Source organism: Caballeronia sp. HLA56 (assembly GCF_054655155.1).
In genome coordinates this window covers 621,597-642,485 of sequence record NZ_BAAHOB010000001.1, presented here as the reverse complement: position 1 = coordinate 642,485, position 20,889 = coordinate 621,597, and the positions used below count along the sequence as shown (strand labels likewise).

Sequence of the window (20,889 nt, the reverse complement as noted above, 5' to 3'; positions counted from 1 at the left end):
GACGCGTGCGAATACATGCCCTTCTTTCATGCGCCATAAATCCACTAGCCGCGGCGACGCATGCACGGTTATCCTCGCAAAACGACCTCGGCTGAACGCTCAGGAGAACGCTCGCCATGCCCGATACCATCGACGTTCTTATCGCCGGCGCGGGACCTGTCGGTCTCCTCCTTGCAACCGAACTGCGCCGCGACGGCATCGACGCACGAGTGATAGACGCGCGCGCCAACCGCGCGTTTTTCGTGAAGGCGTTGGGCGTGACTGCGCGCACGCTCGAAGTCTTCGACGATCTGGGCATCGCGCGTGAAGCCATCGATGCGGGTGTCTGGCTCACTGGCGCCGATACTTATAAAGACGGCACGCTGGCTTTCAGCGTCGAAGTACCGCGCGAGGGCCTGCCTTATGGCGCACTCTCACTCGCGCAATATGAAACCGAGCGCATTCTGGAAGCGGCATTCGCGCGTATGGGCGAGCACGTCCACTACGGGACAACCCTCATCGATTTCGACGATACCGGCGACAGCGTCCTCGCTCGCATGCAAGACGCCGACGGCACCATGCGTGAAATCCGCTGCCGGTGGCTGGTCGGTTGCGACGGCGCACGCAGCACCGTGCGGCATCATCTGAACGTACCGTTCGAAGGCGGGCAGTATCCGCAGACGTTCATGCTCGCCGATCTCGATGTCGACTGGCACGTTCAGCGCGGACCGATGCTGCGTTTCAACCTGTCCGCAGTGGAAGGCGTTCGTGGTGCGACGACGATTGCCGCGCTGCCGGTGCGCGGTTCGGCCCGCCGTTATCGCCTCTCCATGATCCTTGGCGACGACGATGCCGCGCGCCTCGTCAATGAAACCGCGCCCGCGTTCGCCGACGTAGAACGCATCATGCTGCCGTTACTTCCGCCGGGAACGAGGCTTTCGTCGATGCGGTGGTCGTCCGTGTACCGCGTGAGTCATCGCATTGTGCAAAAGTACACGAGCGGACGCGTGTTCCTTGCGGGCGATGCCGCGCACATTCATCCGCCCGTCGGTGGCCAGGGCATGAATACAGGCTTGCAGGATGCGCACAATCTCGCGTGGAAACTCGCGCTCGTGGCGCGCGGTATCGCGAGCGAAGCACTGTTGTCGAGCTACGAAGCCGAACGTCGGCCGGTCGGACTGGATGTGGTCGAAGCAACGAGCCGCGCCTTGAACACCGTGCTCGTGCATGGCGAAGTGCGGCCCGTGATGCGCGAAACACAGTTGCTCGTCGGATATCGCGGCAGTGCAATCGTGGCGGATGCAAACGACGAGATCAACACGCAGATTGCGCCCGGGCTACCCGCGCCTGGGGATCGCGTACCGGAATGCGGCGGGCTCGCTGAAGCGTTCGTCGGGCATGCCGTGCGACTGCGCGACCATATCGGTCGCGGGCGGCATACGCTCATCGGGTATCTGGATCGCGACATGAACGGCGACTCACGCGAATCGTTCGACGCAGCGTTTCAAGCGTGGCGCGATATGCTGGGTGACGCAGGCAATGCGGTGCTGATTACGGCGGGAAAATCGCCTGAATGCAGCGAGACGTACGCCGTTCTCGCAGATGCGGCGGGTGAATTTGCGGCTTTTTTCGGCGCGCGCAGCGGCATGATCTGGGCCCTGCGTCCGGATGGTCATATCGGTTTCAGAGGCGCTAGCGCGACGACGCTTGAATCATGGCTCATCACAACGCTCGGAAGCCCGCAGCGCGCGTGAATTCGCCTCCGCAAACGTTTTACAGTGCCGAGGACAGCTCCCAAAGGCACCGCGTCGAGCCATCGACTCCATGCATGAACATTCGATAAAGCGTCATCTGGGCAAAAGCCGCTTATAGCCGCTATGCTGCCAATGCAAACAATGCGCATTCAACTCCACCTGATGACTACTACTTCGATCAAAAGACGATCTCGCAAGTTAGCTGCCTGGACGATTGCTGGCGCTGCCCTTGCGGGCACGGTCACAAGCGCACAAGCTCAGGAATTCTCGGTGCTCGCTGGGCCGCTCAAGAGCAGCAGCCAGAACAGCTATTCATGGGAAGCGAACTATCGGGAAGGCCTTGGACGCTATGCGGCCTGGAGTTTTTCGTGGCTCAACGAAGGCCACATTCCCGATCATCATCGCGATGGTCAGGCCGTGCAATTGTGGGGCCGCTTGCCGCTTTGGAATAACCGGCTCGAACTTTCCGCGGGCGCCGGTCCCTACCGTTACTTCGATACGAGCCAAGCGGAAGCCGGCAGCGGCTATTCGAATTCGCACGGTTGGGGCGGCATGTTCACGTTGCGCGCCGCGTACTACTTCGATAACCGGTGGATCGCGGAGATGAAGCTCAACCGCGTGCAGGCGTTCGGCGGTCCGGACACGACCGCGCTTCTGTTCGGTATCGGCTACCAGCTCGACGCACCAGATGGTCGCGGTCCGCGCGCCTACGCGCCGTCGCGCAGCACGAACGTCACCAGCAACGAAGTTACGGTCATGCTCGGGCGCACGATCCTCAACAGTCTAGACTCAGAATCGAATCTCTCGGAGAGCGTCGAGTACAGGCGCGGACTGTGGCATTACGTCGACTTCACCGCGTCGTATCTGCACGAAGGCGGTCACGTGCAGTCGCGTCGCGATGGCATTGCGGCACAGCTTTGGGCCACGCGCGCATTCTTCAACGACAGGCTCACGCTCGGCGTGGGCGCGGGTCCTTATTTGTCGATCACGCAGAACGACGATTTGCCGCAAAACCGCACGGGCGACGGTCGTTTCGCGGGAGTGGTATCGGCATCGGCGAGTTATCGGTTTACCGACCGATGGCTTGCGCGTCTGACATGGAATCGCATGGTCACGCGTTATGACCGCGATTCGGACATCATCGAAGCGGGTATCGGCGTGCGCTTCTGACATGGCGCAAACGCAAGGCGGGCGGGTCCGGCGATTGCGACGCAGCTGCCGTCATTCGCAAGTGGACCTGTCCCCATGCCTGAAATGCGCTCCCGTGTTCTCCTGGTCTCGCCACATCTCGACGACGCCGTCTTCGGTTGCGGCGCCCTGCTCGCTGCATCCGACGAGACTATCGTCTGCAATGTCTTCACCGGTAGCCCGGAAGAAGATTTGACAACGGAATGGGACAAGCATTGCGGTTTCAGTAGCGCTCACGAAGCGATGCGCTCACGCATCGACGAGGACGAGCGGGCGCTCGGATTGCTAAGCGCGCGTTCAGTCAATCTCGGCTTTCTCGATTCGCAATATGTGCCGCATGCGCCGGAGTCGGCAAAACCGACGCGCGCGGCGATTCGCGATGCACTGCTGCATGTGGTGCGCGAATATCGCCCTGATCTTCTGCTGATTCCACTCGGCCTGTTTCATTCGGACCATGCGCTCACGCACTTTGCCGCTTGCGATGCATGGCTCGAATATCCCGCGCTCGCCTGCATCGGCTATGAGGAAGGGTTATATCGGCGAATGCGCGGTCTGGTGCAGCGGCGTCTCGTCGATCTGCACGGCATCGGCATCGATGCAACGCCTTATGAAGCCGCCGCGACGAATCCCGCGGATGCCGAACGCGCGCATGCAGCCAAGAGAAACGCCGTGCAGGCTTATACGAGCCAACTGAAGGCCTTCGGCCCCGGCGGCTATGACGACGTTTTTCTTCCTGAGCGCTACTGGACGCTCGAACGTAGCGAGGATGGCCGATGAGCGCGCACGACGTCTCGTCCGTACGCCTTAGCGTTGTCGTCCTTACCTATAATCGTGCCGATGTCGTACTGCGCACGATCGCAAAACTTGCCGCCCTGCCCGATCCCGTTCGTATCGTGGTGGTCGACAATGCCTCCTCCGATAATACGGCCCGCCGTATTGCAGAAAAATTTCCCTCGGTCGATCTCGTGATTGCGTCCAAAAACATGGGCGCGGCTGGACGCAATCTCGGCGTGGCGCGTGTACAGACCGAATACGTTGCCTTTTGCGATGACGACACCTGGTGGCAAGCTGGCTCGCTCTCACGCGCAGTACAGTTACTAGACGCGTCGCCTCGCGTGGCTGTTTTAAGCGCTCGCGTGGTCGTCGGGGATGCCGAATCGACGGACGAAACCTGCGAGCGCATGCGCGTGAGTCCGCTCGGGTCGCATGGGCTGCCGGGGCCCGCGCTGATCGGCTTCATGGCGGGTGCGAGCGTATTCCGCACAAGCGTCTACCGCGAAATGGGCGGATATGAGCCGAAGCTTTTCATTGGCGGCGAAGAGTCGCTTCTAGCACTCGATATTCTGAGCAGCGGCCATGCGCTCGTCTATGCCGATGAGCTCGTGCTACATCACCATCCATCGGAAATACGCGATAGTGCGCTGCGTAGGCGTCTCCTTGCGCGGAATGAGGCATGGGTCGCATGGTTGCGCCTGCCGCTTGCCGAAGCGCTGCGTTCAAGTCTGAATGCCTTCTTCATCATGCGGCGTGAACGCACGCTCTTACGCGACTCGCTCGCAATGTTGCGCGGTTTGCCGTGGGCGTTGTCGAAACGGCGCGTGGTTGCACGCAGCGTCCTACTGATGCGCGCCGTCGTCCGCGATGACGACCGGCGCCGCTCATCCACTGCCAGCGCGATATAGAAGCGCACCAGCACGGATTCGGCCGTGTGCGAACCCAAAACGAAATTGCTTTCGTCCGACAACGAACAAACGATTCTGCGTATTTCCATTTCAGTGGCACAACGAATGCTCTAACTCCAAGACTCCGAAGGACTCGCACGATCAAGCGCGACGAGCCTACTTTGGACCTTCGTGATGGGGACGGGCACAGTGAAGATCGCACTAATCAGTGAACACGCTTCTCCACTCGCAGTGGCGGGCGGCGTCGATAGCGGCGGACAAAACATCTATGTCGCGCACGTAGCGCGGCAACTTGCACGCAGCGGTCATGAAGTCGATGTGTTCACGCGTCGCGATCGTTCTTTACTTCCGCTTGTCTCGCGCTTCGAAGGAATTCGCGTAATCAATGTTCCGGCAGGGCCGCCCGTGCAATTGCCCAAGGAGCAATTACTTCCGTTCATGAACGAATTCGCGCGCTTCATGATCGGGTTCTTCGAGAAAGAGGAAACGCCCTATCACGTGGTCCATGCAAACTTCTTCATGTCGGGACTCGTCGGCATGCGAATCAAGGCTGCGCTCGGCACGCCGCTCGTCACCACGTTCCACGCGCTCGGTCGCGTGCGACGCATTCATCAAGGCGCAGGCGATGGCTTTCCCGACGAGCGCTTCGACATAGAAGATGCGCTCGTTCGCGAGTCGGATTCCGTTATCGCCGAATGTCCGCAAGATGCTGCCGATCTCATCGCGCTATATCAGGCGGAGCGTCAGCGGATCGACCTCGTGCCATGCGGCTTCGACAGCGCGGAGTTTCATCCGATCAACAAGCATGAAGCGCGCGAGCGGCTCGGCTGGCCGCAGGACAAGTTCATTGCATTGCAACTCGGGCGCATGGTGCCGCGCAAGGGGATCGATAATGTCGTGCGCGGGATTGGCGTGTGCAATCGCGAGTTGAACGAAGACGCGCATCTCTACGTGATCGGCGGCAACTCGGATGAGGCCAACGAAATCGCGACACCGGAAATCGGCAGACTGCGCGGAATAGCCCGCGAATGCGGCGTGGAAGACCGCGTCAATTTTCTCGGACGTCATGGACGCCAGCGTTTGAAGGAGTTTTATAACGCGGCGGATGTCTTCGTCACGACGCCTTGGTACGAGCCCTTCGGCATTACCCCGCTCGAGGCCATGGCCTGTGGCACGCCTGTAATCGGCGCGGATGTGGGCGGCATTCGCTACTCGGTCGCTCATCAAGAGACTGGCCTGCTCGTTCCGCCGAAAGACCCGCATGCACTGGCGGTCGCGCTTGCCATGCTCAAGCGCGATCCCGCGCTCGCCGAAAGCATGGGCGCGGCGGGGTTGGAACGTGCGCGCTCGATGTTCACATGGACCGGCGTCGCGCAAGCGCTCGAACGCGTCTATGCGCGCGTGGCGGAAGTGGAATTTTCGAACACCGTGCTCGATGAGCGCAGTGCTTACGGTGGCGCTTCCGCATGAAGCCGACACTCCTTCGCCCTGCCGTGTTTCTGGATAAGGACGGCACCTTGCTCGACGACGTGCCTTACAACGTCGACCCGCTGAAGATGCGTCTTGCACCTGGCGCCGTTGATGCGCTCGCGCTCTTCGCACGCATGGACATACCGGTCGTCGTTATCAGCAATCAAAGCGGCGTGGCGCTTGGCAAGTTCGATGAAGCGGCGCTCGTCGATGTCGAACGCACGCTGCATGAATTTGCGGCGCGCGCAGGCGCGCGACTCGCTGGCGTGTACTTCTGCCCGCATCATCCACGAGGAACGGTGGCGAAATACCGGAAAATATGTGAATGCCGCAAGCCAGCGCCCGGCATGATCGAACGCGCGGCGCGTGACCTCGGTCTTGATCTTGCACGAAGCTGGTTCGTCGGAGACATACTCGACGATGTCGAAGCGGGTCATCGTGCAGGTTGCCGCGCCGTGCTTATAGACAATGGCAACGAAACGTTATGGCAGCGTGGCCCACTGCGCGAGCCCGACGCCATTGCGAAAGACATGCACGAAGCAGCGCGCATGATCGAAGCGGCATGGCATGGGGAGCTTGCAGCGTGAAGCGCGAGCGAATCCCTGTCGTCGCCATCGCGCCTCACGCGCGCGCACCGGAGTCGCGTCCGCAAGGCGTCTGGGGCGAAAACGTCAAGCGCATCCTCTGCGTACGTACCGACAATCTTGGCGACGTGCTGATGACGACGCCTGCTCTGCACGCTCTCAAACATGCGTATCCCGGACGGCATCTGAGCTTGCTTGCTTCGCGTTCGGGTGCGATGGCCGCGCGCTTCGTCGAAGATATCGATGACGTGATCGAGTATGACGCGCCGTGGGTCAAGCATGACACGCCCATCGACGCGAGTCGCGATCTTGCAATGCTCGAACGCATTCGAACGCTCGGCTTCGATGCCGCCGTGATCTTCACGGTCTATAGCCAGAATCCTTTGCCTGCTGCAATGTTTTGTCATCTTGCGGGTATCCCTCGAAGGTTGGCGCATTGCCGCGAGAATCCCTACGGTTTGCTCACCGACTGGGTCGCCGAAACTGAACCGCAGAACGGCACACGTCACGAGGTCGAGCGTCAGCTTGCGTTGGTCGCTCAGGTAGGCGCACGCGCCGATGACAGACGCATGCGCTTCACGGTTCGCGACGGCGATGAGGCATCGCTTGCGCAGAAGCTCGATGCGCGCGGTATCGATCTTCATGGGCCTTTTTTCATGATGCATCCAGGTGCAACGGCAGCATCGCGTCGTTATCCGCCGGACCGCTTCGCGGAGGTCGCGCAAGCGCTCAACGCGCGCACGGGCTGGCCAGTCGTCGTCACGGGCTCGGCAAGCGAAGCGGAATTGTGTCGCGAGGTAAGCGGCGGTCACGGCGGCATCAGCGACCTGTCGGGCGCACTCGACCTCGGCGAACTGGCCGCTCTCGTGAAGCACGCACGCGTCCTTGTTTCAAACAATAGCGGTCCCGTTCATATTGCCTCTGCGCTCGGCACGCCTGTAGTGGATCTCTATGCACTCACCAATCCGCAACATACGCCATGGCAGACGCCGCATAACGTGCTCAATCACGATGTGCCGTGCCGGTGGTGCTATCGCAGCATCTGTCCCGAAGGACATCATTTGTGCCTCCTCGGCGTGAGCGTCGATGAAGTAATCGACGCTGTCATGTCGCTTTGCGATGCCCGCGCAGACGCTGCCGCCCCTCTCTCGATCCATCCATAAGGTTCGCTTTCCATGTACACCCTCGGAATCAATGCGGTCTATCACGACAGCGCGGCTGCGCTGATCAAGGACGGTGTCGTCGTTGCGGCAGCGGAAGACGAACGCTTCACGCACGTCAAGCATGCGAAGCGTCCGGTGCCGTTTTCGACATGGCAATTGCCCTTCGACGCTATCGACTATTGCCTCAAAGAGGCTGGTATCGAACTGGCGGATGTCGATCATGTCGCCTATTCATACGACCCGCATTTGCTTTCCGCCATGCCACGGCAGCCTAAAGCGAGCATTGCGTTGCCGTTCATGCCGTCCGAGCATTCGAGCGGCAACCCATCCGAATCGCCTTGGGACCCGCTTTTTTTAAGCTATATCGTCAATGCGCGCGGTCAATTGGTGGATGGAGCGCCGCATCATCTGAAGAAGCATTTCACAAGCGGCGGCCGCGCGCCGCGGTTCGACTGGCATTACGTCGATCATCATCTGTCGCATGAAGCGAGCGCGTTTCTCGCTGCGCCCTTCGAAGATACCGCCGTGCTTACCATGGACGGACGCGGTGAAGGCGTAACAACGAGTCTCGGGCAATTCGTCAACGGACAGTACGAGCGCGTCAAACAGGTGGAACTGCCGCATTCGCTCGGGCTGCTGTATGAGACCGTCACCGACTATCTGGGCTTTCTGCATTCCTCGGACGAGTACAAGGTCATGGCGCTGGCTTCGTTCGGCAAGCCGGCTTACGTGGACCAGTTTCGCGAGATCGTGAAATATCGCCATGACGGCACTTATACCGTCGATGCCCCGCGCCTGGAAGAACGCTTCGGTCGGCGTCGTGAGCGCGGCGGTCCGCTCGATCAGCATCATTACGATATCGCGCACTCGTTGCAAATCGTGCTCGAAGACACGGCGCTCGAATTGGCAAAGTGGTTGCGCGAGCGAACTGGTTTATCGAAGCTCGCGATGGCAGGCGGCGTGGCACTCAATTGCGTGATGAACGCGCGTCTGCGCGACCGTGGCCCGTTCGAAGAGATCTGGGTGCAACCTGCGGCCGGCGATGCCGGTACCGCGCTGGGCGCGGCGCTTTGGACGGACTATCGCGAACGAGAGAAGCAAGGCGACCGCAGCCGCAAATGGCGCATGGATCACGCATATCTCGGCCCGCGTTATGACGACAATGAAGTCGAACAGTTTCTCAAGTGGGCCAAGGCGCCGTATCGGAAGCTCGATAACGTCGCGGGCGAAACAGCCGATCTGCTCGCGCGGAATCGCGTGATCGGTTGGTATCAGGGCCGCACGGAATTCGGACCGCGCGCACTCGGCGCACGTTCGATACTTGCATCGCCGATCGATCCGTCCATGCAAGCGAAGCTCAACGAGATCAAGGATCGTGAAGACTTCCGTCCTGTTGCGCCGGTGGTCATGGAAGAACATGCGGTCGACTGGTTCGTCGATGCATGCGTGGCGCCTTTCATGCTCTTCGTCTTCGACGTGCGCGAAGAGATGAAGCCGAAGATTCCGGCCGTGACGCATATCGATGGCACTGCGCGCGTACAGACCGTGAACCGCTCGCAACATCCGCTCTATTACGACCTGCTCGCCGCATTCAAGGCACGCACGGGCGTACCGGTGCTCGTCAACACGTCGTTCAACACGCGTGGCGAACCGATGGTCAACTCGCCGCGCGATGCGCTCGAATCTTTCTGGACGTCGCCGCTGGATGCGCTCGTCATCGGTTCTTTCTTGATCGAAAAACCCGGAGCACATGCATGAGCACGGTTTCCGGCGGCTTTACCTTCGATGGCGCCGACGCTTTCGAGAGGAGCGAGAGCGCGGTAACGCCATCATCATTTGCGTACGACGTGAGCGTGGTCGTGCCGACTTATCGTCGTCCCGACATGCTCGAACGATGCTTGCGCGCGGTGATGGCGCAGGACATGCGCGCATCGCGTTACGAGATCATCGTCTGCGACGACGGTCCCGATGATGCCACGCGCGCCAAGGTCATGGCGCTTGCGCGCGAATGCGAGACAACCGAGCCGCGCGGTCCGCGTATTCGCTATGTTCCCGTCACCGCGACGCAAGGGCCTGCGGGTGCTCGCAACGCGGGATGGCATGCGGCGCAGTCACGTTTCATCGCATTCACCGATGACGACACTATCCCCGATGCGCAGTGGCTAAGTGCGGGCGTCGCCGCGCTCGATGCCGGCGCGGATGCGGTGTCGGGACGCATCGTCGTGCCGCTTCCCGCGCGGCCGACCGACTACGAGCAGGACGCGGCAGGTCTTTCAAGCGCGGAGTTCGCAACGGCCAATACCTTCGTCAAGCGCTCCGCGATGGACCGTATAGGCGGATTCGATGCGCGTTTTACATATGCGTGGCGCGAAGATTCGGATCTGCAATTCCAGCTCCTGCGCAGCGGCGCGCATATCGTCCGTTCGCACGATGCGATGGTGTTGCACCCCGTGCGCCCCGCACGTTGGGGCGTGAGCTTGTCGCAACAGAAGAAGAGTCAGTTCGATGCGTTGCTTTACAAGAAGCATCCTGCGTTGTTCAGATCGCGCATACGCAGCACGCCGCCCGTGTTGTATTACATGATGCTCGCGGTGGTCGTGGCGGCCATCGTCGCTTACGCACTGCGTTTCAACTCGCTCGCCATTGCCTGCGTGATTGCGTGGCTCGCCATGAGCGGTTGGTTCTGTGTAAAGCGCCTGATGAAGACAGCGCTTACGCCATCGCACGTGCTCGAAATGGCGTGGACGTCGCTGTGGATTCCGTTTCTCTCGATCTACTGGCGGCTATACGGCGCCTTCAAATTTCGCGTGGTGTTCGTATGATCGAACGCATCGCTATTTTCAGGGCTTTGCAGCTTGGCGACATGCTCTGCTGCGTCCCCGCGTTGCGCGCGTTACGAGCTGCTCATCCGCGTGCGCATATCGTGCTGATAGGGCTACCGTGGGCAAGCAGTTTCGTGACGCGCTATCGTTCGCTGATCGATGAACTCGTTCCCTTTCCCGGCGCTGTCGGTTTTCCCGAGCAGGAAGAAACCGATGCGGGTTTGCCGTCATTCTGGAGCGCGATGCAGGAGCGCCGCTTCGATCTTGCGATTCAGCTGCATGGCAGCGGCGGTGTGGCGAACGATATCGTCGAACAAATGGGCGCGCGTTTGAACGCCGGCTATCTGAAGCCTGATGAAGCGATGCGCGAAGGCGTCTTCATTCCCTGGCCCGATACGCTACCCGAGATAGCACGCTATAACGCGCTGATGGATGCGCTCGGTATCGATGCAAGCCATACCGATCTCGACATCCCGTTGAGCGACGAAGACATCCAAGAGTGCGCCGGGTTGCTCGATGCTTATGAACTCGATTCCACGCGACTCGTGCTCGTGCATGCGGGTTCGCAACTGCCTTCACGCCGCTGGCCCGCCGAACGCTTTGCGCAAGTGGCTTTATCGCTTGCCCATGCGGGTTGGCAGATCGCATTGACTGGCAGCGCGGGAGAAGCGCCGATCACGTCGCATATAGCGCAGGCATTGGAAGGCTGCGATGCAATCGACCTGACCGGAAAGACATCGCTAGGCGGCCTCGCCGCGCTCGTAGCGAAGGCGCAACTCGTTGTCTGCAACGACACCGGCATATCGCATATCGCGGCGGCAATGCGCACGAAAAGCGCGGTCATCGCGTCAGGTAGCGACACGCGCCGCTGGGCGCCGCTCGACCATGAACGTCATCGCGTGCTGGCGGATTATCCGTCCTGTCGTCCCTGCTCGTTTCGCGACTGCCCGTATGGGCATCCATGCGCGCTGAATATCAGTGTTGCACAGGTACTGGATGTCGCACATGCGCAGCTGCTCGAACCTCGATTCCATATGGCCCCGATCCATGCTCACTGCTGACAACCGACGCCTGCGTGTTCTGACATGGCACGTGCACGGCAACTACATGTACTACTTGAGTCAAGCGAAGCACGACTTCTATCTCGTCACGAAGCCCGGCCATCCTCCGGGCTACGCGGGCAAGGTCGGCGTCTTGCCGTGGGGCGACAATGTCCACGAAGTGCCTTATGACGAAGTGGCTTCGCAAGATTTCGATGTCGTGCTCTTTCAGCATCGCACGCATTGGGACGACGACCGCTTGAACCTCTTGAGCAATGCACAACGCCGCTTGCCGCGCGTCTATATCGAGCATGATCCGCCGCAGGAAAATGCCTTCGAACAACGGCATTGGGTGCAAGATCGCGACACGCTGCTCGTGCATGTGACCCACTTCAACCGCCTCATGTGGGACAGCGGCGAGACGCCGACGCAGGTGATCGAACATGGTGTCGTGGTGCCCGACAGCGTGCGCTATAGCGGCGAGAAAGAACGCGGCATTGTCATCATCAATCATCTGAAGCAGCGTGGACGCAGGCTCGGTCACGATGTATTCACCGAAGCCGCGCGGCGTGTGCCGCTCGACCTAGTCGGCATGGATGCTCACGCAGCGGGAGGACTCGGCGAGATCGGCAATCTCGATCTCGCGTCTTTCAGCGCGCAATACCGCTTCTTTTTCAATCCGATTCGCTGGACGAGCCTCGGTCTCGCAATCGTCGAGGCGATGACGATAGGCATGCCTATTGTCGGCCTCGCGACGACCGAGCTTGCAACCGTCATTCGCAACGGCGAGAGCGGCTTCATCCATACCGATACGGACCAGTTGATCGATGCCATGCAACATCTTCTACGCGATCCCGCCGAGGCGCGCCGGCTCGGTGAAGGTGCACGCAAGGTGGCGTTGGAACGCTTTCATATCGATCGCTTCGCAGCCGAGTGGGAAGCCACGCTGCGTCACGTCTGCAGCTAAACATCATTTTAGAGAACAGCCATGAAGGAAGCCTTTCGCAAGCGCATTCTGGTCACGGGAGGTGCGGGCTTTCTCGGCTCGCATCTATGTGAACGCCTGCTCGCTCAAGGACACGATGTCTTGTGCGTCGACAATTTTTATACCGGCACGAAGGACAACATCGCGCATCTGCTGGACAGCGCGAATTTCGAACTGATGCGCCACGACGTGACGTTTCCGCTCTATGTGGAAGTGGACCAGATCTATAACCTCGCATGCCCCGCTTCACCCATTCATTACCAGTACGATCCCGTTCAAACCACGAAGACGAGCGTGCATGGCGCGATCAACATGTTGGGTCTCGCCAAACGTGTGAAGGCGCGCATCTTTCAAGCATCGACGAGTGAAGTGTACGGTGACGCACGCGTGCATCCGCAACAAGAAGCTTATTGGGGCAATGTAAATCCTATCGGTCCGCGTTCTTGCTATGACGAAGGCAAGCGTTGCGCCGAAACACTCTTCATGGATTATCGGCGGCAGCATGGCCTCAACATCAAGATCGCGAGAATCTTCAATACGTATGGGCCGCGCATGCATCCCGCCGATGGCCGCGTGGTATCCAACTTCATGATGCAGGCGCTCGCCAACGAGCCTATCACCGTTTATGGCGAAGGCACGCAGACGCGCTCCTTCTGTTATGTCGACGATATGGTTGACGCCTTCATCCGCCTCATGAACACGCCCGATGACGTCACGGGTCCAGTCAATCTGGGCAACCCGCACGAACTTTCGATGCTGGACATTGCCAAACGCATCATCGCGTTGACGGGTTCGAGTTCCGAGATCGTGTTTCATCCATTGCCGATGGATGATCCGTGGCATCGTCAACCGGATATCACGCAGGCGCGCACGCTGCTCGACTGGCAACCCGTGACGGAACTCGATGAAGGCTTGCAGCGTACGGCGCGGTACTTCCGCCAAATCACCGAGGCGCAACGCACGATGGCGACGTTGGCCAGTTGAATGCGAGGTAGGACGAAGGCCGCTTTCAGAGAATTGAAGGCGGCCTTCGCTTTGAAGACAAGCGAAACGCAGGTCTTGCCTGCTTTACGGATGGGCTAATGCATCATCCCTTCTGGTTGCCATGTGGAACCGGTGCACTGATTACGATGCTCACGTTCGTCGACGCAGACGAACTACTCGACGCCTTCGCGCTGCCACCGGCCACCGACGCGTAAGCCAAGGCATCACGCTTGATAGATTCCATTTTGAAACTCCTTCGATTAAACGAGTAAATAAACGTGGCCCGCAAGTGAGCCGATCTACCCCTTCCGCGAGGTCGGGGAGCGCACATCTTCACGTCGATCGCATTACTACTGGTAGTACATGGTCATTGTCATTGTCGTGTTGGCCGGACCGGGGGATAACGGACCTGTCCGGTAATAACGTGCGGTCATTGCGACGGTGTAACTCGAAGCGACTGCTCCGTTGAAACCATTCAAGGTAAGGTTCGTTCCAAACGGAATTGCCGCGCCCGCACTGTCGAATAGCTGAATGCCGACGCCTCCTGCCGAAGGCGTGCCGCTTAGTGCCGCAACATTGCTGAAGCCCGACACCGTCCCATTCGCCGGATCGATCCGGTATTGAACACTATGGATCATGCCCGCCGTAGTGCCCTCCACGGGCGTGCCTGCGGGACAGTTGTCAAAGCTCAGATTGAAAGATGCCGACTTGCGCGGTGCGGGTCCCAATGCCGGCAGGTCCGTCAGCGCTAGTGTGCCCATTGGCACCGTTACATCGGGTGTGCGGCATGTCAGAACGGTGATGATCACCGGCGTCATGTTGAAGTCGATCGAACCCGAAGCCGCGTTGTACCCAGGAGGACTTTTCCCGGCGGTCTCCCACGAGAACGCCCTCGCGATCAATCCGGAAACTGTACCCGGGGTAACGTCACCGATCTTCACGAGGGCCGCTATGAGCTGTCCGCCATTGTCCATCGGGCTACCGACATTGTTTCTCTCGTATCCTAGAACCGGAAAGTCCCACGGGCCGTATTGCGTTTTAGCGGCATAGACTGTTCCTCCAAGTGCGATCCCGATGCCAGGCACATTAGTCGCATAGACCGAAAATTCGACGCCATTGTAGGAGGCTTTGTAGCGGGTTGGCGCACCGGCGACGATACCTGCCAGCTCGAAATCGGTTCCGGTGTACCAGCCATCGGACACAGTGCAGGTCCAATAGTTTGGAGTGGCGGCAGACACGGACCATGCACTCAGAAGCGATCCGTCGGGCAGGTCGCGCGCCACGGCTATCGTAGACGGAAAAGAAAGCGTGAACGCGCTGTAGTTGGAATGGCAAGACGCACTGGCCCATGCGGCGGAAGGAATCATTCCGGCCAGCATAAGCCAGGCCGCTGCATGCCGTGCAACGGCACGGACGATTGTGTTGAAGCGGTTCATCGAAGTTATGATCTCACGTGATTTGTCGAGGATCATCGGCAGACTCCATCAGCTATGCTAAGTGAATTAGGCGTGCTGGCCAGCGGCATTTTTGGCAACGCGTAGCGAACCACGCAACGCTGCTCTGGAGCGTCTCCCCATTTGACATTGAGCGTTCCCTCATCGCTCTTGAGTCCGGTGGCAATGATGCGGCTGCCCTGCGCCACGGTGCCCACGGTGTCGTCCTTGCCATCCGAAACTTGCGCGCCGAACGGAAGCGGCTTGCCGCTTGCCTGAAGAACATGCATCAGGGCGGGCTTGCCCATGTTCTCAGTGTCGAACTCGAGTTTCACCACGGCGCCCGCAGTCGGCGTAGCGCGTTGTACGGTCGACTTGAGTTGCACGTTGAGCGGTAGCCCTTTAGGATCGATCTCGACCTCGTTGTCGGAATAAGGCTGCACGCCGGAGACGATGGCGTGTCCCCATGGATCGACACGAAGACCTGCGCCATTCGCGAGCCGTGCACCCGCCGCGTCTTTCGCTTCGATGACGGCGACGGTGTCGCTCATGTTTGGCGCGAATGCCGCGCCGCCTTGCCAGGCCACCACGCCACCGGAAATGCCCGCGCCGTATTGCGAGTAGTCGCGTCCCTTGCTTGCATTGACCGACAGCGAGGAAAATGGCGATACATAGCCTAGATTTCCACCCACGCTGGCTGTATTGCCGCTCGTTCGATCGCCATTGCTGAACGACGCATTCATGCCATATGAAAGCGCGCTGTCCGAGCCAAGCGTGCCCGTCACCGATTCCTGAAGGCTGGAGTTGCCGTTGCCGGTGTCGTGCTGAAAGCTGGTCGACGACTGAGGAGCGTGCGAGCCCCAACCGAGCGGCACCATCGCCGTCAACATGAAGCGGTTATCCCATCGCTTGTTGTCCACCTGGTATTGACGGATGACCGACGCGCCGTAGTTCAGGCGCTTCCAGCTATTGTTGTAGCCGAGCTGAAACTGCGTATCGCGCGATGTCCGGTTCCAGTATGTCGTGAGCGAGCCCACCGCGTAGATGGCGCCAAAGCGTCCGCTATCGCCTAGTCCTTGATTCAGCGTGAATTGCAAGCGCGACTTTTGAGGAGCGGACATCGAACCGAGCTGATGATCGCTGATCAGTTGACGCGTCGTGGCCGCATCTGGCAGGCTCAGAAAACCGCCAGTCGAATATCGATAGGCCGCGATTGCAATGTTGGTGTTGGTCGGCTCGAACATTCGGGCATAGCTTAGGCGAGCGCTCGTCCCATTCCGTGTTCCAAAGCCCTTGAAGCTCGCGCTCGATTCCGTCACGTCGAACCCGAATGCGCCGAATTTTGTATTGAGCGCCACGCCGGCGAGCGCGGAGAAATACATGTCCGCACCGGTGATGCCGCCATACAGCGTCACACGGTTACTCATGCCGCGCTGAACCGTGAACTGAGATACGAACGGATGAATTCTGACGGCCGGGTCGCGATACTCGCCAACTGCCGCGCTATAGCGTGTTACCCCTGGGCGCAGCGCGTTGACAGCAGCGGCATATGGAATCGAGGAAACGTGGGTCGTACCGTCCGCCTCCGTAACGAGTACCTCCAGATTTCCACCATAGCCCGTGGGGTAGAGATCGTCGATTTCGAACGCACCGGGCGCGACCGTCGTCTCGTAGATCACGTTGCCGTTCTGGCGAATCTGCACTTTCGCATTGCTGCTTGCAATGCCCCGAACGACCGGCGCATAGCCGCGCTGAGACTCGGGAACCATCCGGTCATCCGTGCCTAGCGTCACGCCTCGCACGCCGTAGCTGTCGAACAGCGCGCCGTCGGTGAAGGTGTCGCCTGCAATGAATTGGCTCTTGATGTCCTTGAACGCGCGCTGCACGTAAGTCTGCACGCTTTGATAATGCTGCCCGCCGAGATTCCCGCGCGTAAGGTTTCCCTGATAGCGAAAGCGCCACGGTCCGGCGTTGAGACCGGCGTTGACGCCGAGGTATTGCGTGTCGGTTCGGGCGCTTCCCGACTCGCTGTGATAAGCGTTTGCGGAATATTGAAACAACGCGGCTGGCACGCCATCATCCCAATACTTCGGATCGACATAGCCACGCGCACGTTTGAGCATGACGATCTGCGGCACGCTTACATCGAGCCGCTGTTCGCCGCTGTCGAACGTTGCAGTCGCGTTCTGTATCAAGTCGGGAAGTTCAAGGCATTCCCCGCTGTCGTTCTCTAGCCTTGCGGATGCCTCGGACGAGAGCTTCCTCAAGTCCACGCCGGACTTTTCGAGCCATCCGGTCGTGACGCACGGATGCACTGTCCCGGTCCCGGGCGTGGATTCGCGTAGCTCGATATCGAGCTTGCCTTTCCAGACATCGTTCACGTAGAGGTCGGAGCGATAGGTGCCAGGCAATACGCGCTGTCCCTGGTTGAAGCGAGAAATGTCGACTTTCCCGCCGTCGCCCGTGTCGAGAAATTGCTCGTTGAATTCGACCGCTGCAACTTGCGCGGATGCACCCCACGCATGAGCGCTTACACCAATCGCCGCCAATGCCTGTATCGTACAGACACTTATTGGCTTGAGCCTGGGTTGAGGCTCAATGCTTTTATGTTTTCTTGCTTTCATTACGGATCCCGAAATTCCATCTCAAAGGCAAGCCTTACGCATGAGACCTGGCCTGCATCAACGCGTCCTGTCTGTATGATTGGCGTTTGGTTCGCTTCAAAACCGCATTGTCGTTTGTGTGTCAGCAGCTTCAATATCTCCTGCTCACGGCTGCAAGTCGGCCTCACCCTCTTGTGGTCCGCCGTAATCGTTGATTGCTGTGTAGTGCAACTTCGCGCCTGGACCCAAAATGTCGCCGGTTAGCGCGAAGACTCGGGTCTCACCTGGACCAACCATCCCGCCCTCATCGAACACGGCGGTGCGCGCGCCGTCGGTTAGCGTGATTCGATCGAAAGAGACGAAGTACTGGCTGGGATTGAATGCCGCGATCTTGTTGGCGGCGTCGCTAGGATTAATGCTCCACACGATCTGTCCGGACGCGCTTTCAGGTTGCCCCTTCAGTGCGCCTGGCCGATAAAAGAACTTGATACGTGATCGGAACGCGAGCTGTAGCTGATTCGCGTCCGCCTCATCGCCCGTTGGTTTCGGCGGAACCTCCAGCACGTTCAAGTAAAGGATCGATTCCCTATCCGCGGGCAAAGGCTCGCGTGATGACATGATCCGCAAAGTCTGGGACTTGTCCGGATCGATCCGCATGATGGACGGCGTGATGGCGAACGGAACCTCGATGGTGTCAGGCGCGGTGTCCGGATTGCCCTTGTCGATCCACACCTTCACCAGGCCAGGGAGCTTGCCGTTGTTGGTCAACTTGACCGTGACCTCGGAGTCGCTTTGGTTATAGATGACGCGAGTTCCTGCAATAACCACCGATGCTTCGGCATCGTGCGTGCGCGCGAGCATCACCGTGCTCAGGGTTGCAATCGTGAGGATCTTTATCGCGAGTTTCATTGGCGTTGTGTCTCGTCGTCAAGACGTTGCAGTGAACGGCGGGCCGCGATGACATGACGATCTCCGTGGCCCGCACGTCGCTTTACTGATAGTCGATGCTATAAACGACAGAAGAGTTGGCCGCACCGGCGGTGGTTACGCCAGTTGCGTAGTACTGAACGTTGTAGCTAAGCGTTGCCGAACCGGACGAGATGTCGGCAGCCTTCGAGTTTTGCAGATCGGTCGAGTAGCCCGCCTTGATTCGACTGCCATCCAGGTTCAACAACTGCATCTTGACGTTGCTGGCACCGCCAGCCGTGACGGTCAGTCGGCCGTCGGCGGGATCGACCGAGGTGCCGGCTTCGTAGAAGACCGCTGCCTTGCTGGAGCTCGTCACCGGGGTGCATCCCGTCAAAGCGATCTGATAGGACGTCGTTCCGGCCGTCTCGCCTGCGGCTTTCAGCGTACTGGTCGAGATCGTCGGCAGCTTGACCGTGAAGTCCTTGGCCGAAGTCCCATTGCCGTTGATGGCGCAGGTGGAGGCAGTCAGCGCGCCGTTGAACGTGATGGTTCCGTCAGATGCGAAAGCACTGCCGGAAAACACGGCAAAGACACCCGCGAAAAGCGTTGCGACAACAGATTTCTTCATTTGATAAATTCTCCACGTAACCTGAATTTCTTGCGATATTGGTAGTACTACATAAACTGCCAGTTCGATTCCGAATGGATCGTTGGGTCATCTGGCCAACCCCGGCTCCTCCTCGATGTTGTAAAGATTCGCAGTTCCTCTTCGCTCACGCGCCTAGTACGATGCCCATACCGACGCGCACGATGGTGCTATTGCCGCCTGCTGTAGAAACGCCAAGGTTATAGTTCACCGTTCCTTTACGATTCCAGCTTGAAACGCCTATACCGAGCGCCGCCTGACCGCGATAGCTCGCCATGCCTGCATTGAACGTGGTCCGCCCCGGCAAATACGGCGTGGCAATGTTGAGTGCTGAAGCCGCTGCAATACCTCGTCGCGCGGCGCGGTCGACATCGTCGATACGACCGTTCACGCCGCCGATAACGTCGTTGAGTTGTCCAAGGTTGATTGCGTCGGTGCGCGTCGTCGCAGCCCCGACGTTCGTGATCTGGCGCTCGTGGCCCGTGCTGCCGACCGACACCGCGTTATCCCGGTCGGCTAGCGAATTCGCACCTATTGCCACGGCATTTTCGCCGCTTGCCATCGCGGAATCGCCGAAAGCGCTCGCATGTGCGCCAAGGGCGATTGCATCGCTGCCCACCGCTACGGTTGCCGTCTTTTTGGTCGAAGGAGAGCCAATCGATGCCCGCATTGCAACGTGTGGCCCTTCTGGCAGTTCGGGTCGTTGCGCGGCATGGCTTACGTCTACGGCATTCGGAGGCGTTGAGTCGGGCAGCGCGGCCAGACTCGTTGTGAGGCTTGTGGCCTCCTCCAAACGCATTGTTGGCTTTCGATCCGGAAAACGACTCACCACATCACCGACAACGATTTCCGGTTCATCCGCTCTCAACATGGTAGCGACGAGTCGACTCGTGGGATGGGTTGCGGCCGTGGTGACATTGCCGACGTCGGCCATCAAGGCTGGCGTCATCTGTGGCATTTGCGCAGCGCGCTGCTGTCCCAGTGCGTAAAGCGACGTTTCCGGCGCGTCGTGCCGCGTATGGTCCAAGTGCGCGGCGATGTCATCAACCCGCGCGGTGACCATGTCGCTGCCCGAAACCACTGGGTGGTGATGATGCTTCCATGCGCCCGCAGCGTGATGCGCGACTCGCGGTGCAACCCGCCGCGTTCGCTTGGAATGCATCGGTGTCCCAACGCCTTGATGAACTCGCGCGTGGGCGGCGTGCCGTTTAGTGAATCTTTGCACATGGCCCGCAAGCTTGGCCGGTGGCGCGCGGCGTTTTGATGCGTCGTGCGATAAAGGCGTGGACGAACGCACGGTCATGCGTGTGTCGAATACCTTGCCGTAATCAGGGGTTTTATCAAGCCCATTGCTCACGAATGGGGCGGCGAAGAACACGGCATGTTGAGGCCGCGTATGCATCGTATTAGCCAGCAGCTCGTTGCTCGCCGTTGCATCGGATCTAATAGAGAAGCGTTGCGCGAACGATGAATTGTGCGGCCAGCCTCGCAAATGAAGCTTGGGGGAATCGAACGATCGAAGCGGCTCGGATGACTCGACTTGCAACACGCCTGAGCCGATGGCGCCTGCCTTCAACGATTTCGAATCGTCCATGCCCACCGACGAATAATCACCGCGCGTCCTGGCCGCTCTTGCGTTTTCGTGAC

General features: G+C 59.5%; 17 protein-coding genes. 12 read left to right on the top strand and 5 right to left on the bottom strand.

Features of this window, described 5'->3' with window-relative positions; genetic code table 11:
- Nucleotides 1–116: 116 nt before the first annotated feature.
- The 12 genes from ACYQ47_RS03000 to ACYQ47_RS02945 all read left to right on the top strand — a co-directional run bounded on the left by ACYQ47_RS03000 (nt 117) and on the right by ACYQ47_RS02945 (nt 13,651).
- The gene (locus tag ACYQ47_RS03000) at nt 117–1,733 is read left to right on the top strand and encodes an FAD-dependent monooxygenase (RefSeq protein WP_459904420.1); all 1,617 of its coding nucleotides are present in this window, start codon (nt 117–119) and stop codon (nt 1,731–1,733) included.
- A gap of 162 nt (nt 1,734–1,895) precedes the next feature.
- On the top strand, nt 1,896–2,903 hold the full coding sequence (locus ACYQ47_RS02995; protein WP_250493378.1) for a hypothetical protein: 1,008 nt from the start codon (nt 1,896–1,898) through the stop codon (nt 2,901–2,903).
- A 75-nt stretch (nt 2,904–2,978) separates the two neighbouring features.
- Complete coding sequence (locus ACYQ47_RS02990) at nt 2,979–3,698, top strand: PIG-L deacetylase family protein (protein WP_459904418.1); 720 nt, start codon at nt 2,979–2,981, stop codon at nt 3,696–3,698.
- Complete coding sequence (locus ACYQ47_RS02985) at nt 3,695–4,603, top strand: glycosyltransferase family 2 protein (RefSeq protein ID WP_459904417.1); 909 nt, start codon at nt 3,695–3,697, stop codon at nt 4,601–4,603. Before ACYQ47_RS02990 ends, ACYQ47_RS02985 begins: the two co-directional genes overlap by 4 nt.
- 189 nt (nt 4,604–4,792) lie before the next feature.
- Entirely contained in the window at nt 4,793–6,073 is a 1,281-nt protein-coding gene (locus ACYQ47_RS02980) for a glycosyltransferase family 4 protein (RefSeq protein WP_459904416.1), read from the top strand.
- On the top strand, nt 6,070–6,660 hold the full coding sequence (locus ACYQ47_RS02975) for a D-glycero-alpha-D-manno-heptose-1,7-bisphosphate 7-phosphatase (RefSeq protein WP_459904414.1): 591 nt from the start codon (nt 6,070–6,072) through the stop codon (nt 6,658–6,660). The genes ACYQ47_RS02980 and ACYQ47_RS02975 overlap by 4 nt, the downstream gene beginning before the upstream one ends.
- Complete coding sequence (gene waaF / locus ACYQ47_RS02970; protein ID WP_459904413.1) at nt 6,636–7,820, top strand: lipopolysaccharide heptosyltransferase II; 1,185 nt, start codon at nt 6,636–6,638, stop codon at nt 7,818–7,820. Before ACYQ47_RS02975 ends, waaF begins: the two co-directional genes overlap by 25 nt.
- Before the next feature lie 12 nt (nt 7,821–7,832).
- On the top strand, nt 7,833–9,578 hold the full coding sequence (locus ACYQ47_RS02965) for a carbamoyltransferase family protein (protein ID WP_459904412.1): 1,746 nt from the start codon (nt 7,833–7,835) through the stop codon (nt 9,576–9,578).
- The gene (locus ACYQ47_RS02960) at nt 9,575–10,642 is read left to right on the top strand and encodes a glycosyltransferase family 2 protein (protein ID WP_459904411.1); all 1,068 of its coding nucleotides are present in this window, start codon (nt 9,575–9,577) and stop codon (nt 10,640–10,642) included. Before ACYQ47_RS02965 ends, ACYQ47_RS02960 begins: the two co-directional genes overlap by 4 nt.
- Nucleotides 10,639–11,703 (top strand): glycosyltransferase family 9 protein, encoded by a 1,065-nt coding sequence (locus tag ACYQ47_RS02955; RefSeq protein ID WP_459904410.1) that lies wholly within the window; start codon nt 10,639–10,641, stop codon nt 11,701–11,703. The genes ACYQ47_RS02960 and ACYQ47_RS02955 overlap by 4 nt, the downstream gene beginning before the upstream one ends.
- A complete protein-coding gene (locus ACYQ47_RS02950) occupies nt 11,690–12,649 on the top strand; it encodes a glycosyltransferase family 4 protein (protein ID WP_250510021.1) in 960 nt (319 codons plus the stop codon). Before ACYQ47_RS02955 ends, ACYQ47_RS02950 begins: the two co-directional genes overlap by 14 nt.
- 21 nt (nt 12,650–12,670) lie before the next feature.
- The gene (locus ACYQ47_RS02945; protein WP_309849839.1) at nt 12,671–13,651 is read left to right on the top strand and encodes a UDP-glucuronic acid decarboxylase family protein; all 981 of its coding nucleotides are present in this window, start codon (nt 12,671–12,673) and stop codon (nt 13,649–13,651) included.
- A 350-nt stretch (nt 13,652–14,001) separates the two neighbouring features.
- Here the strand turns inward: ACYQ47_RS02945 and ACYQ47_RS02940 are convergent, their stop codons facing one another.
- The 5 genes from ACYQ47_RS02940 to ACYQ47_RS02920 all read right to left on the bottom strand — a co-directional run bounded on the left by ACYQ47_RS02940 (nt 14,002) and on the right by ACYQ47_RS02920 (nt 20,836).
- Nucleotides 14,002–15,123 carry a fimbrial protein gene (locus ACYQ47_RS02940; protein ID WP_459904409.1) on the bottom strand — a complete coding sequence of 374 codons (1,122 nt, stop codon included), beginning with the start codon at nt 15,121–15,123 and terminating at the stop codon, nt 14,002–14,004.
- Nucleotides 15,120–17,633, bottom strand: coding sequence for a fimbria/pilus outer membrane usher protein (locus ACYQ47_RS02935; RefSeq protein ID WP_459904408.1), 2,514 nt, complete (start codon nt 17,631–17,633; stop codon nt 15,120–15,122). The genes ACYQ47_RS02940 and ACYQ47_RS02935 overlap by 4 nt, the downstream gene beginning before the upstream one ends.
- A gap of 219 nt (nt 17,634–17,852) precedes the next feature.
- Nucleotides 17,853–18,596 carry a fimbrial biogenesis chaperone gene (locus tag ACYQ47_RS02930; RefSeq protein WP_459904407.1) on the bottom strand — a complete coding sequence of 248 codons (744 nt, stop codon included), beginning with the start codon at nt 18,594–18,596 and terminating at the stop codon, nt 17,853–17,855.
- Between the two features lie 82 nt (nt 18,597–18,678).
- On the bottom strand, nt 18,679–19,224 hold the full coding sequence (locus tag ACYQ47_RS02925) for a fimbrial protein (RefSeq protein WP_459904406.1): 546 nt from the start codon (nt 19,222–19,224) through the stop codon (nt 18,679–18,681).
- A 145-nt stretch (nt 19,225–19,369) separates the two neighbouring features.
- Nucleotides 19,370–20,836, bottom strand: coding sequence for a YadA family autotransporter adhesin (locus ACYQ47_RS02920; RefSeq protein WP_459904405.1), 1,467 nt, complete (start codon nt 20,834–20,836; stop codon nt 19,370–19,372).
- Nucleotides 20,837–20,889 lie beyond the last annotated feature (53 nt).

Coding starts and splice junctions, on each gene's coding strand:
- ACYQ47_RS02930 (WP_459904407.1), bottom strand. CDS start 18,596: ATGAAACTCGCGATAAAGATCCTCACGATTGCAACCCTGAGCACGGTG.
- ACYQ47_RS02920 (WP_459904405.1), bottom strand. CDS start 20,836: ATGGACGATTCGAAATCGTTGAAGGCAGGCGCCATCGGCTCAGGCGTG.
- ACYQ47_RS02945 (WP_309849839.1), top strand. CDS start 12,671: ATGAAGGAAGCCTTTCGCAAGCGCATTCTGGTCACGGGAGGTGCGGGC.
- ACYQ47_RS02960 (WP_459904411.1), top strand. CDS start 9,575: ATGAGCACGGTTTCCGGCGGCTTTACCTTCGATGGCGCCGACGCTTTC.
- ACYQ47_RS02985 (WP_459904417.1), top strand. CDS start 3,695: ATGAGCGCGCACGACGTCTCGTCCGTACGCCTTAGCGTTGTCGTCCTT.
- ACYQ47_RS02955 (WP_459904410.1), top strand. CDS start 10,639: ATGATCGAACGCATCGCTATTTTCAGGGCTTTGCAGCTTGGCGACATG.
- ACYQ47_RS02950 (WP_250510021.1), top strand. CDS start 11,690: ATGCTCACTGCTGACAACCGACGCCTGCGTGTTCTGACATGGCACGTG.
- ACYQ47_RS03000 (WP_459904420.1), top strand. CDS start 117: ATGCCCGATACCATCGACGTTCTTATCGCCGGCGCGGGACCTGTCGGT.
- ACYQ47_RS02925 (WP_459904406.1), bottom strand. CDS start 19,224: ATGAAGAAATCTGTTGTCGCAACGCTTTTCGCGGGTGTCTTTGCCGTG.
- waaF (WP_459904413.1), top strand. CDS start 6,636: ATGGCATGGGGAGCTTGCAGCGTGAAGCGCGAGCGAATCCCTGTCGTC.
- ACYQ47_RS02940 (WP_459904409.1), bottom strand. CDS start 15,123: ATGATCCTCGACAAATCACGTGAGATCATAACTTCGATGAACCGCTTC.
- ACYQ47_RS02975 (WP_459904414.1), top strand. CDS start 6,070: ATGAAGCCGACACTCCTTCGCCCTGCCGTGTTTCTGGATAAGGACGGC.
- ACYQ47_RS02995 (WP_250493378.1), top strand. CDS start 1,896: ATGACTACTACTTCGATCAAAAGACGATCTCGCAAGTTAGCTGCCTGG.
- ACYQ47_RS02990 (WP_459904418.1), top strand. CDS start 2,979: ATGCCTGAAATGCGCTCCCGTGTTCTCCTGGTCTCGCCACATCTCGAC.
- ACYQ47_RS02965 (WP_459904412.1), top strand. CDS start 7,833: ATGTACACCCTCGGAATCAATGCGGTCTATCACGACAGCGCGGCTGCG.